The sequence below is a fragment of the Pseudoalteromonas rubra genome (assembly GCF_001482385.1).
In the GTDB taxonomy this organism is placed as follows: domain Bacteria; phylum Pseudomonadota; class Gammaproteobacteria; order Enterobacterales; family Alteromonadaceae; genus Pseudoalteromonas; species Pseudoalteromonas ardens.
This window is the reverse complement of record NZ_CP013611.1, coordinates 959,623-976,314: the sequence shown is the minus strand read 5'-3', so window position 1 is coordinate 976,314 and position 16,692 is coordinate 959,623. Positions and strand designations below refer to the sequence as shown.

The following is a 16,692-nucleotide window of genomic DNA, read 5'->3' as shown; positions in this document are numbered from 1 at the left end:
ATGATCACTGTGCATAATCTGCAAAAACAAATTGCGTCGGTGAATGCCCTGGACGGGCTGAGTTTCAGTGCAAAGAACGGCCAGATCACTGGGTTGCTTGGTCCCAATGGCGCAGGCAAAACAACCTGTCTGAGAACGGTGTTTGGGTTACTACAGGCAGATCAGGGATACGCTGAGATAGACGGGATCAAAGTTCACGAAGATCCTATGGCTGCAAAGCAGCAGCTCGGTTTGTTCCCGGACCCATGTGGTTTGTATGAGCGCCTGACACCCAGAGAGTATATTCAGTTTTATGCCGAGCTGAGTGGTATGGCTAAGTCACAGGCCATCTCTGCCACGCAACGTGTGATTGAGCAGTTGCAAATGATGGACATTGCAGACAGGCGCTGTCAGGGCTTTTCTCAGGGCCAGCGAATGAAAACAGCACTTGCGCAGGCAATTGTGCATCAGCCTCGTAACATTATTCTTGATGAACCAACACGTGGTCTGGATGTCATGAACACACGTGTGCTCAGGGAGTTATTGTTGATGCTCAAGGCACAGGGCCATTGTGTGTTGTTCTCCAGCCATGTGATGCAGGAGGTGGCCGCCTTATGCGATCATGTGGTGGTCATGGCAAGAGGCAAAGTGGTTGCGCAAGGCACACCGGCGCAGTTGTGCGAACAAACGGCCAAATCGAGCCTGGAAGAAGCCTTTATTGCCCTGATAGGCAGTGATGAGGGGATAGCGGCATGATGAAGCAAGTCAATATCCTGTTCAAGAAAGAGCTATTGGATGCGTATCGCGATAAACGTTCGGTCATGGCCGGGCTTTATTATGCGTTTGGCGCGCCGATCGTGATGTGTTTGCTGTTTTCTATACTGTTACAACAAATGGCTTCACCTGAAGCCCTTAAGATCACCATTTCTGGTGCAGAACGTGCGCCTAATCTGGTGCAGTATCTGGGCAGTGTCGACATAAGCCACAGTGATGAAGCCGATACAAAACCTATCCGTTTGGAGATTGATGACGCGTATCAGCAGGATATGGCGACAGGTCGCAGTGCAACAGTAGTGATTGTTGCTGATAAGTCTGATAGCAAGCTGATAAAGTCAGTTCGGCGACTGGAAACGGCATTACTAAGGTATAACAGCGAAGTCGCGGGATTACGTCTGGTCGCTCGGGGGATCGATCCGGGGTTAATGCGCGCCCTTGATGTGCAAACGCAGGATCAGGCCACGCCAGATGCCAAAGGCGGCTTGTTTCTGGGGATTGTCACTTTATCTATTATCATTGCGGTTTTTTATTCTGCGATGAACTTAGGAATAGATACCAGTGCAGGCGAGCGTGAACGTAATTCACTGGCACTATTGCTCAGTCATCCGCTCAGTAGTATGCAGATTGTACTGGCTAAAGTTGCTGCGATTGCGACTTTTTCGGTTCTGGGGCTGGCCCTGGTGCTGATCGTATCAAAGTTTGCCTATGCCATGGTGGCCTGGGAGCAGCTGGGCTTTAGTATTACCCTGGATCTGCGCTTCATTGTGGTTAGCCTGATCATCGGTATTCCAATCGCACTCATGTCTGCCAGTATGCTGATCTTTGTTTCTTTTATGGCGAAGTCGTTTAAAGAGGCACAATCCTACGTCACTATGGTACTGATGGTACCGGTAGGTTTGAGCATGATGACCAGCTACGATATCGCCACCGAGACAATTCAATGGTTGCCGATTGCTGCGCAGCAATACGCGATGATTGAACTGATAAAAGGTAACGCCTTACCGCTGGCACCACTGGGGGTGGCGTCGGCCTCAACTTTGGCATTATTTGGGCTGTTTACTTACCTGAGTAGCAGAATGCTAAAAAGTGAAAAAGTGGTGTTTGGTTTATAAATACAGTAACACTTTTACCTTCATATCAAGCCGGCAGACCTTAGCCGGCTTGATAGAGCAATAAAAAGACGGGCAGGCAGATAAGCAGTCCGACAAAAAAGAGTTTGAAAAAGCCGTCTCTGTTCTCGGTCAGATCAGCCAGACCGATACTGTCTTGCTCATTCCGCTCTAAAGGCCTGAAGTGCCTGTATACCTTCATAGTGAGCAAACCAACAAAAAATGGCAGTACAGCCACCGCCACGATTAATATCACCAAATACCAAGCTTCCGGTACCGTATTTCTCATTGTCTACGCACCCTGGTTAAATTGGGTACATTAGCAAATAATCCCCAGGCCATAAAGCACTTCCGCGTAATGGGTCGTAATGGCAAAAAAGCCGATTTTCGACTCTACTCAGGGTGGGTGCGATCAGGCACCTACAACCACAGAGCAAAGTAAGTTACGCGGTAAGGAGCAAAAACATGTCACATGTTACAATTAAAAGGGTCATGGGGTTTGGAGGGGAGACGTTGGCTGAGTATCGGGCTCAGCAGATGAAAGAGCAGCGCTGGCAATATGTTACTCAAGGTGTGTCCGATGCTGATTTGGATAACAACTTTGAGTTTTTAAACGGGGCGGTGCTTGACCGTAAAGTAGGCACACATCTATTGCAAACAACCACCGGATTGTTTGGCCCAATTCGGACAGGCACAATTGTTCACCTTGATCCAAACGCAGCGAATCAAGTAATTCAGAGTGACAGGGCACCACTTAACCCAAAGGGGGACCTTATCACGCGTCTTAACCAGCTTCACGATGTGCGCACAGGTAAGCCGCCAGAGGCTGATAATGCGTTGGCTGTAAGTGGTTTTTGGACTGCTGCAACGGACGGTGCGGGGATCGCTGGCCTGGACGGCGCCTCTAACGTGTTTGGTAGTACTGGCCAGCTTATACTCAACCCTGAGTGTGCCGGTGAGCCAGTGTCGCTCACATTTCCATTGTTGCGATTTGGCTCAACTGAGCAAGAGCAATGTAATTACCTTGAGACGCTCGCTTACTATGGTGGAACGTTACTTCAGCCGGGCGAGCAGTTTGACTTAGGCTTCACACAGGATTTGTGGGGCATTCAGTACGATCAGAAGCTACCTGAGTATGTGACAGAGTATGAGTTTAGCCCAACTAAAGGTGGAGGCTTATTTGTAGAGCATCATCCTTTCCCCCATATCTGGCTTCCGGCGACAGGCATAGATCCGGCCTTTAAAGAACCGACGGTTTCCAGAATACTGCTAGGTCGCAGATTCAACTGCAACCACGAAGACGGCTATTATCGTACCGTCACCAATGAGCAGTTCCATTTCACGGTGTTCGAGGTACCAAACGATGGGAGTGCACTCGCTATTCGCCCTCAGTGCATCCACAATGATAGTTTTACGAAAGGGGCACAAACCGTGTTCCTGGGCAATACTGCGGCGAATACTGTGGCATTGCGCCAGAGTATGCCCGTGACAGAGATGGTCGTGGGCAACACGCCTGTGTCTGGTCTGTCAGATTAACTGCCATATGTCTACAGTACGAGGCCTGCTTCGGGCCCGTACTCCTTCCTGCAACTACTCTCTACATAATGCTCCTTCAACATACGCCAAATAAACTTGAATATTTTTAATGATCAATCCATTCAATTATTGCAATTCTACCAATATATAGATTAAATCAGAATAATGATGAAAATCATTCAATGCATCGAGTGTTTTTTTCAAGTCTTTGCTTTATAAGATGTTTTGCGCATTGCTAAGCTTGTTATAATATCGCTTATACAACGAATGTTAACTTAACTCTCACTAGTCGCTGCCTGCTTCATTGGCAGTCAATTTCATGAGAAGGAGACGTATATGAACAAAGATACCATTATTATTGGTGCAGGATTTACAGGCTTAGCGGCGGCAGCCGAGCTGCAGAATAACCAGCAAGATTTTGCGATCCTCGAAGCAAGTAATCGGCTGGGCGGGCGAAACTTCAGTTTCAAAACCACGCAACACCTTGATACATCAGGTGTGGAATATGAACACGGCTCTCAATACATCGGTGAGTCGCAGGAGCCTTTATGGTCTGTGGTTAAAGGCAAACCGTTCTATACCTGGCTGAAAACTCACTACCCTGATTATGTACACCCGGATACATCGGACACGGAGTACAAAAAGGATACGTTACCTCCCTATATTGTAGACAACTTTGCAGAGAGACTTGATTTTCCAGAGCAAGTGTTAATTCTCAGAGATGAGAACAACGAGCCAAAGCGGTTCCCGTTTAATAAGTTCCAGACGCCATATTGTATTACCGGGTTACCCAGCGGTATCGGCAAACGCAGTGTTGCTGCGATAGGCCTGGTGTCACTGGATATCTTGTTTATTGAATCATGCATCAACGTGGACCAGCCCTGGGCGTCAGACTTTAATGGTTTATATACCGCTAAACAACTGGACGCCATTACACTCGAGCAATGGCTGCATGAAAAACCACGCCGTGGTTATATGACACCAACGGCGCTTGATTCCATAACCATCGCGGCTCAGGCCCTGTTATCAGTTAATCCAAGCGAAATATCAGCGTTATACTTCTTCTGGTATTGTGCGTGCAACGGCGGATTTTTCAATGAAGTCAACGATGCGAAAAATGGCCCTCAGCAATACTGGTTACGATGTGGATTCGGGAAAGTTCTGGAATATATGAGCAAAGATTTTAAGGACAGCATTCACTATGAGCAGGTGATTGAATCTGTTTCGGTGGATGAGCAGGCTGAATTTCCGGTTTGCTTGACTCTGTCTGATGGGGTCGTCCATCGCGCGAAAAAACTCATTGTGGCGGTATCACCTCATACAGCAAACAAAATCCAGTGGCCAGCAGATTTAGACGAGTCCTACAAAGTGCTCATGAATCAAAAGATGGGCAGAACTTTGAAGGCGCAAGTATTCTATGAGACCAGTTGGTGGAATGACATAGATGGTACCGGGTGGCAGGGCTACTCAGGTGGTGCGTCATATCCGGTTTTGTGGACCATGGACAATACAGCCTGTGATGCAAATGGTCAGCCAAGACCTTGTTTAATGACCTTTACCATTGGCGATCAAATTACTGAACTGGAAGCGTCAATTGCTAAATCTGGCAGTGATCCTGACGAGGCGTTAAGGCGCTTTTTGACTAAATATATTAGTTACCTGTTCACTGGTGAATATGATTATGAACCCGCAATGGAACCCATTGCCATCACTGCTAATCTGTGGGCTAAACAAACAGACAAAAGTGGTTTTGAAAAAGGCGCATTTATAGGAGGCGGACCAAACACGGTATTCGCGCCTGGCGTCCTGACTGAGCCTGTGCAAGATGGTAAGTCGGCGATGGCTTTTGCAAATACACCATGGCGAGATCTTATCTATTTTACCTCCTCTGAGGTGGCACGTAACCTGCACCCAGAAACGCCGAATGCTATGGCGTTTATAAACCCTAAAGACGTTGATGATAAGTCGGATGGGGATTCTGCAAAGGCAGGTAATCAGAGTCCGAATGCGACCCTCGCTTTGACGTCCAGCCAGCCTGAAAAAGCAGGGATAGTACCCATTTCACAGTACTCAGATAATCGACTCGACCTGGGTTATATGAACGGTGGCTTGTATGCAGGCCAATATGCGGCACAGCAGCGGATCCAGGGCGCCGGGTTTGAAGTACCACAGCCTAAGGATATGTCTTCTTACAGCAAAGACTGGAATGAAGTGAAAACACTCGCTTACGTATTTATCCGAGGTATTGAGGCGTTGTTAGAGCTGGGGACTGCTTTGCATATCATTTCCGACAGTCAGATTGACAATTTGATATCGGCCATACTCGGTGATGAAACCAGACAATGTGAGCTAAAGGGCGGCGTAGGCACCCAGCTGAAGTTACGGGCAGTACAGTTGTTTAATAGCAATGATGAGATTGCTGTTGATGCGCTGGCTGAAGTGGCCCGCGTATCGCCGCAGGCGTATCAGGCAATCCTGGACGGATTCACTAGCGACGATCCGCGTCAGGTTGAGTTCCTGAAGCGTTTATTTGGACAAAACCGCGAGTCGTAACCTTGTCAGTGTTTTCCAAACAAACAGTAAACTACCCATCCCGTATTGGCGATTACGTCATTCGAGGCATATTAGGCCGAGGCGGGATGGGGGTGGTATATGAAGCCTGGGATGAGGCAAACAATCGATTTGTTGCCCTGAAAACCATCCAGGGCACCGAGCCTGTGTCGCTTTATCGGTTCAAGTTAGAGTATCGACAAGTCGCGCAGATAGCACATCCAAACTTAGTGGGGCTGTTTGGTCTCACCTTTATAGAAGGGGCGTGTTATATCGTTATGGAGCTGATCAGAGGCTCCTTGCTCAGCCATTTTGTCGCGCAAAGTCATAGCGACACAATGCTGGACACCGTAGTGGCCACGCGTCCCCTGTGTTCGACTGACTCACCAATTCTCAGTACACCTGCGAGACAGGACTATATTGCGCCACTCAGGCTCGATGTGTTGAGTCTGGCCCATCAACTTGCCAGAGCCGTATGTGCATTGCATGGTGGGGGTGTACTGCACTTAGATATCAAGCCAAACAACATTATTCTCACTTCAGGTGGTGAGCTGAAATTACTTGATTTCGGGGTTTCCCAGTTAAAAACGGCTCAACGGGGCCACACACCGCTGCAGCAGTTGGGGACGCCAAAGTACATGGCTCCCGAGTGTTTATCAGGGCAAGTGCAAACAGCGGCAAGTGACTGGTATAGCTATGCGGTGGTGATACTTGAGCTGGTGACAGGACGAAGCGCCAAAGAGTTGGCCATCTTACCAGATGACAAAGGAATGTTTGAGAAACAGGTCTCGATGATCCTGCATCAACACCTGCATGAGGCGTTGATTGCTATCCTGGCGAGAGCTTTATCCCCTGATCCGCACGACCGACCGACAGGAAAAGAGGTATTGGCGGCGTTTGATGCCAATGATGCCTTTTTAGCAACGAGTGATATGTCCGATGAGGTCAGGGTTTTTGTGGGTCGTGAAAAAGAACTGGCGATGCTGAATGAGGCGTTTTGTGCACACACAGCAAGACAGCATCTGCTGATGTGCATTGAGGGATCGCCTGGTATAGGAAAAACGAGCCTGGTAGAGCAGTTTCTAAGTTCATTAGACAACGTTGTGGTGTTACGAGGGCGGTGTCACGAGCGAGAAACCGTGCCATTTAAAGCGCTGGATATGTTGATTGATGACTTTGCGCAATACCTGAGCTCAATTCCCCCTCAGATACGGTGCAGATATATTGTCGATGGTTTTCAGTATTTGGCGATTTTATTTCCTGTGCTGCGTGGATTTGTCTCGCATGAAAAGTGTGATCCAAATATGGATGCGATGCACATCCGGGCGCTGGCAATGAAAGCACTGGCAAATAGCTTGTCTTTACTGGTGAATAAGCAGCAAGTCATTTTGTTCCTGGATGATATTCAATGGGGTGATGAAGACAGTGCGCAATTGCTTGTCAGCTTTTTAGAGTACCTGTCAGAAAAACGCCCATTTGTCATATTGAGTAAGCGTACAGAAGTGTCACAGGACAACCGTTTTGCTGCAGTGCTGGAAGAGTTTCAGCACGCGCCAGACTGCCCGGTTAGGATGACGCAGATCAAGGTTAACCCCTTGACACAGAGTCAGAGCACAGAAATGCTGGAGGCTTTACTTGAGGACAGCCAGGCCGCTCAGTCAAGCAGTGCACTGGATATTGTGCGGATCAGTAAGGGCGTACCTTTTTTAATGGAGCAGCTGCTCCAGTTTGGTTTGCAATCGGATATTGGCGAAATAGACGGTTATGAGATCATACAGTTACGATTAAATGAATTGTCTTCAGAGTCCAAAGAGATCCTCAGTTTAGTGGCCATTGCGGGCCAACCAGTCAAGCTTGATACGATCCTTGCCATTGTGGGTGATATTCATATTGATGATTTCGCCTTTACCTGTCTGCGAGCTCAGCGGCTTTTGGTTGTGCAGGCTGGCGATCAGGTACAGTGCTTTCATGATCAAATTCGAGAATCAATCTTGTCGATTGAGTGTAGTGCGCTTTTGAAGAGCAGAGCTGGCAAATTGGCTGAGGCATTGGCTGAAGATCGTAAAACGGATAACGCGTTTTTGGGACAACTGTTTTACCAGTCTGGCCAAACACAACGTGCTATTGATTATATGATACATGCGGCCGACGAAGCTGAGCAGGCACTGGCCTATAGTCGGGAAGCTGACACCTGCCATCAGGTGATCACTTGGTTGCCAGATAGCAGACAGGCAGAAAAGTATAAGTTTACTGAGCGAAGAGCCATTGCGTTATCCAGAGGTGGTTATGGGGTTCAGGCTGCTGAACTTTTCGCTCAATTGGCAAAAACAGACGGTCTCTGCGACTCGGAGCGAGCTAGATTAAATGGCATCGCCGCCAGTCAGTTCATGTACGGTGGACACATAGAAAAGGGCGAAGACCTCTTTAAACCCTTATTAAGACAATGGCGATTACCTTATCCGGGCTCAACAAAAACGGCGATGCTACGTATTATCTGGAGTATTGTGGTGCTTGAAGTGAAACGGAGATGGCTGAAAAAGGACAAGTTAAGCGCTGATATCTCGGACCCAAAAATAGAGCTGGTCTTCTCTGTGGCCAACTCTTTAAGTAACTGGGATCCTATCAGAGGATTGTACTTTTCGTTACTAAGCTTGCGCTTGGCCATAAATAAAAAGGATTTGAAACGGACGGTTCAGGGATTGAATATATACGCATTTGCGCTGTCTTATGGCGGAACAGCAAGACATAAGAAGATTAGCTCGCGGATCTTTGAGCAGGCGAGTAAGCTAGGTGAGCGCCTCACAGAGCCTGAGTATGAAATGCATCGAACGCTGTTGGAGGGGGTGTCTCTGTCAATCCAGAGTGAATACCAGGCAAGTATCGAAATGATATTGCATGCCGAGGAGCAGTTCTCTACCAAGATATTCAATGCGCAAAATAACGCTGTGATAGCGCGAACAACGGCGACACATATTTTTTGGTTAATGGGTCGTATACACAAGATAGGTGAGTTAGCACCACAATGGATCCAGGATGCGAAATCTCGGGGAGACCACTTCTCTTTGGTTGAACTGACTATGTTTATGGGGGTATTTCACGCCGCCAATGGTGAGATGCAGCAAGGCAGGGGCATTATCAATGAGGCGATAGCATCATGGCCGCTTGCCGAGTTTACTTATCAGCATTGGGTTGCATCGAAAGCGCTCATTCAAATTGGTCTGATGGCAGGGGATATCGAGAATACCTGGGTTAAATTGCGTGAAGATGTTCGCCTGGCGAAACGTGCCGGGCTGTTTGGCTCGCTTGCGGTCAGGACGGACTACCTGTTCTTACATGGCAGGGTGGCACTTGCCTGCGCACAACGCGACCCGTCACAGGCATCTAACATGCTTAAAGTTGCAGAACAGGATGCAAAGAGTCTGCTGAAAGAGATAGCTCACTCAGCGAGAGGGTATGGTTATTGTTTACGCGCCGGGATTGCTCGGATAAAGGGGGCTGAAGAGGCATCTCTTGAAGCTCTGGCTAATGCAGAAAACTATTTTGCGAAAGCACAAATGGAGCTACATCAGTTAATGATGAAACGCTGTGCGGTGCTGGCACTCAATGATGGTGAACGAGTCATTGAAATAAACGAACATATTTGTGGTTTGGGGGTAAAGGATCCGGCGTTATACCAGCAGATCTTGTGTCCACAATAGACATCTGAATTTTGCAACCTGCTGGGGTTTTATTTTGTGATGCGGCTCACATAGATGGGCCGCTTTTTATTGGGGATTGCATCCCTGTATTACCGAACAAACGCTGATAACAACGTCTTGCGTATTCATCCGTCATGCCGGAAAGATAGTCGGCCAGTACACGCATTTGCGCTCTTTCATCGGAGGCTTGAGTGAAATGCGCCTGAGTTGTATAGGGCAGTAGCCGCAACGGGTCGCTCTGGAATGCACCAAATAAATCAATCAGCATGTTCTGGCCGCTGAATTCGATTTGTTGCATTTTGGGGTCGCGGATGAGCCGCGAAAAAACAAAGTGTTTTAACACACCCAGAATGGCTTCAAATTCGTCCGAGAGCTTTACTGTATGACGCAGCAGCGGATCGCTGAATCTGGTATCCTGAATAGTTAGTTCACAGTTGACAATAAACAGATTCACCAGCTCCCCAATCACATCTTTGCGCAGCGATTCATCGTGTGAGAACAGTCGTTCACTGATACTGTCGAGATGCTCATCCAGCCACGGGGAATTGATTTTGTGTAGTTCAGGCAGGGCGTATCGTTGCCACTCTCGCTCACTCAGGGTCTCGGTGGCAATTGCATCTTCCAAATCATGAACTGCATAGGCGAAATCATCGGCATATTCCATGATCGCACTATCGAGCGATTTGAAGCGGGTCTTGGCTTTAAATTCATTGACCGGAACATGGCTTTGCAACAAGTTGCGATCGTCTTCATTAAACGGTAAGAGGATCCAATCCAGCACGTCTTTGTCACACTGATAAATGCCTTTGGCTGGCAGCCATTGTTGAGTATAGATAAAGCGTTGACTGGGATCGGGCTGTGGCATGCTAAGATATAGCTCATCGATCACAGCCGGGTATTTTATAAACCCGAGTAAAGTGCGGCGGGTCAGATTCATACCATACCCCTTGGAGTAGGGCTCCAGTTTAGTCACGATCCGCAGGGTTTGTGCATTGCCTTCAAAGCCGCCATGGTCGCGCAACAGATAGTTCAGCGCGATTTCTCCGCCGTGACCAAAAGGAGGGTGGCCAATATCGTGTGCAAGGCAGATGGTTTCCATCAGGCTGGAGGAAGGAAACCAGGCAAATTCGGGATGCTGATTGCTGAGATGGCGAAGTAACCCAGTGCCTATCTGAGAAACTTCCAGTGAGTGAGTCAGGCGGGTGCGGTAAAAGTCATTGACGCCAATACTCATAATCTGTGTTTTTGACTGTAAGCGCCTGAATGCTGCCGCGTGGATGATCCGGGAGCGATCAATCTGCCAGGCTGAGCGGTTGTCATTAGGGCGATATTTTTTTTGATCCAGCTGTCTTTGTTGCCAGGGTGACTGACTCATAGGTGTCCTTTATTCAAAACGCTACTGTGTTCAGTATATCCACGGAATATGCCGGTATAAAAGAAAAAGTAATCAAAGCACTAGGTGAATTTAATGCCTGTTGAGTGGTGGGAGCACGATAAAATGCAGAAATTCGCGTTTAGTGGTAAATTTTGGTATCATTGTCCGCTAATTTGAAAATGAAAGAGCAAAGTACAGCAGGGACATTCTGTTAGGGATTTTCAGAAAACCTGCGTAGTCATGCCTATATCATAGTGTTTTTTCGACACTTTGAATTGGTAGTTGGTACTAGTGTGAGGAGAATCATGCGTTTACTAGTGAAGTTTATTATTGCCGCGATTTCAATATTCGCGATTTTGTATCCATTTATTGTCAAACCCCCAGCCCCCCCACCGCCAGAGCCAGAGCCCGAAGTCGTCGTGACTGAGCCGCAGGTTAAGGAAGTGGAACAGCCATTACATTCGGTGAAGCTACCAGAGTTTGGGAAAATCCGTGATATCGCCACCAAGAAGAAACAGTTCTTCGATTTTATTAAGCCTCATGTTGAAGCAGAGAATGAACTGATCTTGCAACAACGTGCAAGCGTAGAAATTGCGTTGATGATGCTGCAGTTTGAAGAGCCGCTCAGTGATATTCAGCAGCAAAGGATTGATCAGGTGTTTGAACTCTACAGAATAGAAGATGACACCGTTTCCATTGAGAATCTTAAACGGGCGTTAAGGCGGGTGGACATCATTCCTAAAGAGCTGGCGTTAATGCAGGCAGCCAACGAGTCAGCCTGGGGCACGTCACGATTCGCCCGGATCGGCCTTAACTTTTTTGGCCAGTGGTGTTATCGAAAAGGGTGCGGCATGATCCCAAAACGTCGCAGCGACGAAGCCGTGCACGAAGTGGCTGCGTTTCAGTCGGTCCGGGCATCGGTCAAATCTTACTTCAGAAATATCAATACGCACGATGCGTATAAAGAACTGAGGGCCACACGTGCCCAGCTACGCGAGCAAAAAAAGCCGATAGAAGCAACGGCATTGACCGCAGGACTCTTGTCATATTCAGAGCGGGGCGTGCATTATATTGAAGAACTTAACGATATGATAAGACACAACAAGGCTTATTTTGATGAAGAGTAATTTACTGGCACTGCTGCTGGGACTGGCAGGTGTTGCCACTGGCGTACAGGCACAAGAAGAGTTTGTGGTTTCGTATGATGGGTTTTATGACCGCCTCAAGGTGATTGAAAAGGGGGAGTTTGAGTTTGCCCGGGTAAATTTTTACCTGGTAGACATTGCTACTTTGGCTCCGTGCGGGATTAAGTCAGGAAAAATTGTCACAGAAACCAGTGAACAGCCGCTCAACTATACGCAAGAAGCACAATTGTTGCTGCCCTTTAGTGAAAAACTCGATAAAGATAAAGCGGTCATCGTTGTAGAACCATTGGATCCACAACACGATTGTCAAATTAAATTTCAGATTGAGTCCGCGTACTTCACGAATACGCATCTGACCAAGCAGCGCTTATATCAACTGCATCATGAGTTTGACGAGCTCCTGTCTGACTTGTCAGGCTTTTTTGTCAGCAAGCTAATGAGCTTTTTGTTACCTGAGCAAAAGGGCGTGAAGGTAACATTTGCCAGTGAGCCAAACTTGTTGGCACCCGGCGTGACCTGTGAAAAGCAGGTTTGTCAGTTCAAGGTAACCGATGACTGGGAAAATGATACTGCGCGCTTTAACACGCTAAGTGAAGTTGTGACGGTGACTCCCTGGATTGAAAAGTAGCTTATCTGTTAACTAATCTGTTAGTCGAAATGGCACTTATACAAAAAAGGCTTCGCATTGCGAAGCCTTTTTCTTGTTCAGCCGTGCGATTTAGCGCAGTGCCTGAATACGTTGCTCCAGCGGTGGGTGAGAAGCAAACATCTCCGACAAACTCTTACCTGAGGCGATACCAAAGGCCATCATAGAACCTTCAAGCTGTGACTCATGGTTGTTGCGCAAACGTTCCAGGGCAGCACGCATCTTGTGCGCGCCGACCAGCTCTGCCGCGCCTTTGTCAGCAGCAAACTCTCTCTGACGACTGAAGTAGGCAACGATCACTGATGCCAAAATACCGAACAGGATCTGGAAAATCATATCAAAAATGATGTAAGTCCAGCTTACCCCGTTGTCTTCCTCGTCGCCATTGAGAAAGCCATCCACCAAGTTCGCCAGCACTTTAGCGATGAAAATCACAAAGGTATTCACGACACCCTGGATCAGGGTCAGTGTGACCATGTCACCGTTAGCAACGTGGCATACTTCATGTGCCAGCACCGCTTCAGCTTCATCTTGTGTCATGTTGTGAAGTAACCCAGTACTAACCGCTACCAGACTGTTGTTTTTACTTGGACCCGTTGCGAAGGCATTGATTTCGGGGCTGTCGTAAATGGCAACTTCAGGCATTGCAATGCCCGCTTGTTTTGCCTGATTGGCAACCGTTTGTACCAGCCAGTGCTCACTTTCATTGCGCGGTTGCTCAATGACATAGGCACCCGTTGATTTTTTGGCAATCCATTTCGACATAAACAGCGAAATGAAGGCACCACCAAAACCGAATACACCGGCAATCAGTAACATACCGCCATAACTGCGGCTAGACAGACCTAGCACAGACATGACGATAGACAGGACAACCCCCAGCACCAGCATGACTGCCAGGTTGGTGATTAAAAATAGCACGATTCGTTTCATCTTAACCTCAAGCTTATACTCAACTCATTGTGTTCAGCCCACTTAAACCAGGATTAGTTTTTTTAAACGGTGGACTGTTTATACTTGCTTACGTTTACCTATAGCGTCCTGCGGGATCCATTTCCTGCGACAAGACGATTTATCATAGATTTAGTTGCAGTATGTTTCAGCTTCCAAAGCACCTTGTGTATATGATGGCATATCGCCAGTATTACAAGTCACACTCTAAAAAATTCGTGTGACAGAATATGTGTGATGCAGCAGGTACTTTCCTTGCGTTCAATCAGGCAATTACCCACAATAGTGATTATCAGCGTCACAAAAAAGTCATTATGCAAATAGAGCACTTTGAGATCATGCAGTTTTTGTCTGCACATCCGCCATTTAACGAGTTACCCAAAAGCGCTGTGCAGCAACTTGCCAGCGAGGTCGAAGTAGGGTATTACCGCGCAGGCAGTGAAATACTGCATTACGGGGAGTCCATCTCAGACCTGTATGTGGTGCGGGCCGGATCAGTCGAGGTATATCGTCGCAATGGTGAGTTGTACAACCGCATCTCGGAAGGCGGGCTGTTTGGTCAGCGAGGCTTGTTAACAAACCGCAAAGTTCGTTTTCCGGTCATGGCGTTGGAAGACACGCTGGTTTATTGCATCCCTGTGAGCCTATTTGAGGCATTTTGCGACGAGCACGAGGCGTTTGCCGACTTTTTTGAAGCGGACGATAGCGGTGGCCTGATCCAGGCTGTTTCCGATCAGGCCGACAATAATGACCTGACCACAGCCAAAGTAAAAACACTCCTGCTCAGAGAGTTAGTGTCGGTTGAGTTAACACGCTCAATTCGTGATGCGGCGAAGCTGATGACCGAAGAGCAGGTATCGGCGTTGCTGATCTATGACCCCAGCAAGCCTGTCAGCGATGACCCGGAGGATGATGACGGACAAATAGTCGGGATCCTGAGTGACAAAGATTTACGAATTAAGGTGGTGGCCGAGGGTTTAGACACCCATCAGCCGGTCGCCACCATTATGACCCGTGAGCTCACCATAGTTGACTCCAATGCCTATGTGTTTGAAGCCATGATGATGATGCTTAGAGATAACTTGCATCATTTGCCTGTGGTCCATAAACGCCGACCTATTGGCGTGATAGCGCTGTCGGATATATTGCGTTATGAATCGCAGAGCAGCCTGTTGTTTGTTAAAGGGATTATGGAGCAGCAAAGTGTTGAGGATCTGGCTCATTATGCACAGTCGCTGGCCAGTGTCTTTGTACGTCTGGTCAATGAAGACGCCAATTCACACATGGTTGGTACGGCCATGTCCGTGATTGGTCGTGCTATAAAGCAACGATTACTGGAGTTGGCAGAGGACGAGCTGGGCGCGCCGCCTGTACCTTATTGTTTTATTGCTCTGGGATCGATGGCACGTGATGAACAGTTGATAGTCACGGACCAGGACAATGCACTGATCCTCGATGATACTTTTGAGTCGGGCAAGCATGACAGCTACTTCTCAGCGCTTGCTAAGTTTGTTTGTGACGGCCTTGCGCAATGTGGCTATAAGCTTTGTGATGGGGGGATTATGGCCACCAACCCGCAGTGGCGGTTACGGGCTAGTGAATGGCAGACACAGTTTGAAGACTGGATAGACAACCCGAAACCCGAAGCCTTGTTACACAGCTCGATTTTTTTTGATCTCGATGGGGTCTATGGACACTCTCAATTAGCCAGTCGACTCAGTGAACTGGTGGCCAAAAAAGCGAAAATTGCTCCTCGTTTCCTTGCTGCGATGGCAAACAATGCGCTGCGCAGAACACCGCCGCTTGGTTTTTTCAAGGACTTTGTACTGGAACAAGATGGTGAACATAAGCATTCGTTAAACATCAAACGACGTGGAACCGCACCCTTATCTGATCTGGTACGCGTCCATGCCCTGGCTATCGGTTCGCGCAAACACAACTCGTTTGAACGACTGGAAGACATTAAAGAAGCGCAGCTATTGCCTTCTGGCAAGGTAGAAGATTTAGAGGCGGCGCTGGAGTATATCGCCACGATCCGAATTCGTCACCAGGCGAGAAAAATCGAGCAGGGTAAACAACCAGACAATAACATTTTGCCTAAACGGCTATCTGAGTTTGAACAACGCAATCTTAAAGAAGCCTTTGCAGTGCTGGATAAAGCCCAAAGCTATCTTAAAATTCGTTATCAGAACAAGGCGATACTCAAGTAATGGCGATACAAGGTGATATTTTATCTTGGCCAAACCGCTTTGCGCATTTGGCGCGGCAAAGTAATGATGAGCGGCTGCGTGCGTTTTATAACGCGGGTGTGCAGTTACCCGAAACGCCAGTGTCTGAAGCGCGTTTTGTCGCGCTCGACTTTGAAACAACCGGGTTAAACCATGAAACCGATGACATAGTCAGCGTCGGCCTGGTGCCTTTTGATGCGCGCAGGGCCTATTGTCGTGATGCCAAACATTGGATCTTAAAGCCTGCTACGCCGTTGCATGAAGAGTCTGTGGTGGTGCATCAAATTACGCATTCTCAGGTTCGCGAAGCGCCGGATCTTGGCACCATTCTTGAAGAATTATTGGCGAGCCTGGCAGGTAGAGTGATTGTGGTTCATTATCGCCACATTGAACGTCCGTTCTTTAATCAGGCATTAATGCAACGTTTGGGTGAAGGCATCGAGTTTCCCTTGATTGATACGATGGCACTGGAACATCGTATTGAGACCAACCGATTAACCTGGTGGCAGCAAATTAAGCGCCAGCCTATCCCTTCAATCCGCCTGGCTGATAGTCGAAAACGTTATGGGTTACCTTATTATATTGCACATCACGCACTTAGCGATGCGCTGGCGACCGCTGAGCTATTGCAGGCACAATTACAGCACCATTATACATTACAGACAGAGATCAAAACCCTGTGGATGTAGCGGTTCAGT

At 47.9% G+C, this 16,692-nt stretch carries 12 protein-coding genes; 9 read left to right on the top strand and 3 right to left on the bottom strand.

Annotation, left to right across the window (positions count from 1 at the left end; genetic code table 11):
- Positions 1-735, top strand: a complete 735-nt coding sequence (locus AT705_RS04390; protein WP_058795643.1) for an ABC transporter ATP-binding protein — start codon at positions 1-3, stop codon at positions 733-735.
- Complete coding sequence (locus AT705_RS04385; protein ID WP_058795642.1) at positions 732-1,868, top strand: ABC transporter permease; 1,137 nt, start codon at positions 732-734, stop codon at positions 1,866-1,868. The genes AT705_RS04390 and AT705_RS04385 overlap by 4 nt, the downstream gene beginning before the upstream one ends.
- 40 nt (positions 1,869-1,908) lie before the next feature.
- On the opposite strand, the gene AT705_RS04380 is transcribed toward AT705_RS04385, so the two are convergent.
- A complete protein-coding gene (locus AT705_RS04380) occupies positions 1,909-2,154 on the bottom strand; it encodes a hypothetical protein (protein ID WP_058795641.1) in 246 nt (81 codons plus the stop codon).
- Between the two features lie 176 nt (positions 2,155-2,330).
- Here AT705_RS04380 and AT705_RS04375 point away from each other — a divergent pair, with 176 nt between their 5' ends.
- From AT705_RS04375 to AT705_RS04365, 3 genes are all read left to right on the top strand, one after another.
- Positions 2,331-3,401 carry a hypothetical protein gene (locus AT705_RS04375; protein WP_049864198.1) on the top strand — a complete coding sequence of 357 codons (1,071 nt, stop codon included), beginning with the start codon at positions 2,331-2,333 and terminating at the stop codon, positions 3,399-3,401.
- A 336-nt stretch (positions 3,402-3,737) separates the two neighbouring features.
- Positions 3,738-5,954 carry a flavin monoamine oxidase family protein gene (locus tag AT705_RS04370; RefSeq protein ID WP_058795640.1) on the top strand — a complete coding sequence of 739 codons (2,217 nt, stop codon included), beginning with the start codon at positions 3,738-3,740 and terminating at the stop codon, positions 5,952-5,954.
- A gap of 8 nt (positions 5,955-5,962) precedes the next feature.
- A complete protein-coding gene (locus AT705_RS04365) occupies positions 5,963-9,649 on the top strand; it encodes a serine/threonine-protein kinase (RefSeq protein WP_157576659.1) in 3,687 nt (1,228 codons plus the stop codon).
- Positions 9,650-9,695: 46 nt separating this feature from the next.
- Here AT705_RS04365 and AT705_RS04360 read toward each other — a convergent pair whose 3' ends face one another.
- Positions 9,696-11,024 (bottom strand): anti-phage deoxyguanosine triphosphatase, encoded by a 1,329-nt coding sequence (locus AT705_RS04360; RefSeq protein WP_058795638.1) that lies wholly within the window; start codon positions 11,022-11,024, stop codon positions 9,696-9,698.
- Positions 11,025-11,329: 305 nt separating this feature from the next.
- Between AT705_RS04360 and AT705_RS04355 the strand changes: the two genes are divergently transcribed.
- Positions 11,330-12,151 (top strand): glucosaminidase domain-containing protein, encoded by an 822-nt coding sequence (locus AT705_RS04355; RefSeq protein ID WP_058795637.1) that lies wholly within the window; start codon positions 11,330-11,332, stop codon positions 12,149-12,151.
- A complete protein-coding gene (locus tag AT705_RS04350) occupies positions 12,141-12,797 on the top strand; it encodes a DUF2987 domain-containing protein (RefSeq protein WP_082668915.1) in 657 nt (218 codons plus the stop codon). The genes AT705_RS04355 and AT705_RS04350 overlap by 11 nt, the downstream gene beginning before the upstream one ends.
- A 90-nt stretch (positions 12,798-12,887) precedes the next feature.
- Here the strand turns inward: AT705_RS04350 and htpX are convergent, their stop codons facing one another.
- Positions 12,888-13,748 carry a protease HtpX gene (gene htpX / locus AT705_RS04345; RefSeq protein ID WP_049864203.1) on the bottom strand — a complete coding sequence of 287 codons (861 nt, stop codon included), beginning with the start codon at positions 13,746-13,748 and terminating at the stop codon, positions 12,888-12,890.
- A gap of 332 nt (positions 13,749-14,080) precedes the next feature.
- Here htpX and AT705_RS04340 point away from each other — a divergent pair, with 332 nt between their 5' ends.
- Positions 14,081-15,976: a DUF294 nucleotidyltransferase-like domain-containing protein gene (locus tag AT705_RS04340; RefSeq protein ID WP_058797901.1), complete on the top strand. Its 1,896-nt coding sequence runs from the start codon at positions 14,081-14,083 to the stop codon at positions 15,974-15,976.
- Positions 15,976-16,683 carry a 3'-5' exonuclease gene (locus AT705_RS04335; RefSeq protein WP_058795636.1) on the top strand — a complete coding sequence of 236 codons (708 nt, stop codon included), beginning with the start codon at positions 15,976-15,978 and terminating at the stop codon, positions 16,681-16,683. The genes AT705_RS04340 and AT705_RS04335 overlap by 1 nt, the downstream gene beginning before the upstream one ends.
- Positions 16,684-16,692 lie beyond the last annotated feature (9 nt).

Excerpts from the sequence above, each read along its gene's own strand:
- AT705_RS04390 (WP_058795643.1), top strand. The coding sequence starts at position 1 with ATGATCACTGTGCATAATCTGCAAAAACAAATTGCGTCGGTGAATGCC.
- AT705_RS04385 (WP_058795642.1), top strand. The coding sequence starts at position 732 with ATGATGAAGCAAGTCAATATCCTGTTCAAGAAAGAGCTATTGGATGCG.
- AT705_RS04380 (WP_058795641.1), bottom strand. The coding sequence starts at position 2,154 with ATGAGAAATACGGTACCGGAAGCTTGGTATTTGGTGATATTAATCGTG.
- AT705_RS04375 (WP_049864198.1), top strand. The coding sequence starts at position 2,331 with ATGTCACATGTTACAATTAAAAGGGTCATGGGGTTTGGAGGGGAGACG.
- AT705_RS04370 (WP_058795640.1), top strand. The coding sequence starts at position 3,738 with ATGAACAAAGATACCATTATTATTGGTGCAGGATTTACAGGCTTAGCG.
- AT705_RS04360 (WP_058795638.1), bottom strand. The coding sequence starts at position 11,024 with ATGAGTCAGTCACCCTGGCAACAAAGACAGCTGGATCAAAAAAAATAT.
- AT705_RS04355 (WP_058795637.1), top strand. The coding sequence starts at position 11,330 with ATGCGTTTACTAGTGAAGTTTATTATTGCCGCGATTTCAATATTCGCG.
- AT705_RS04350 (WP_082668915.1), top strand. The coding sequence starts at position 12,141 with ATGAAGAGTAATTTACTGGCACTGCTGCTGGGACTGGCAGGTGTTGCC.
- htpX (WP_049864203.1), bottom strand. The coding sequence starts at position 13,748 with ATGAAACGAATCGTGCTATTTTTAATCACCAACCTGGCAGTCATGCTG.
- AT705_RS04340 (WP_058797901.1), top strand. The coding sequence starts at position 14,081 with ATGCAAATAGAGCACTTTGAGATCATGCAGTTTTTGTCTGCACATCCG.
- AT705_RS04335 (WP_058795636.1), top strand. The coding sequence starts at position 15,976 with ATGGCGATACAAGGTGATATTTTATCTTGGCCAAACCGCTTTGCGCAT.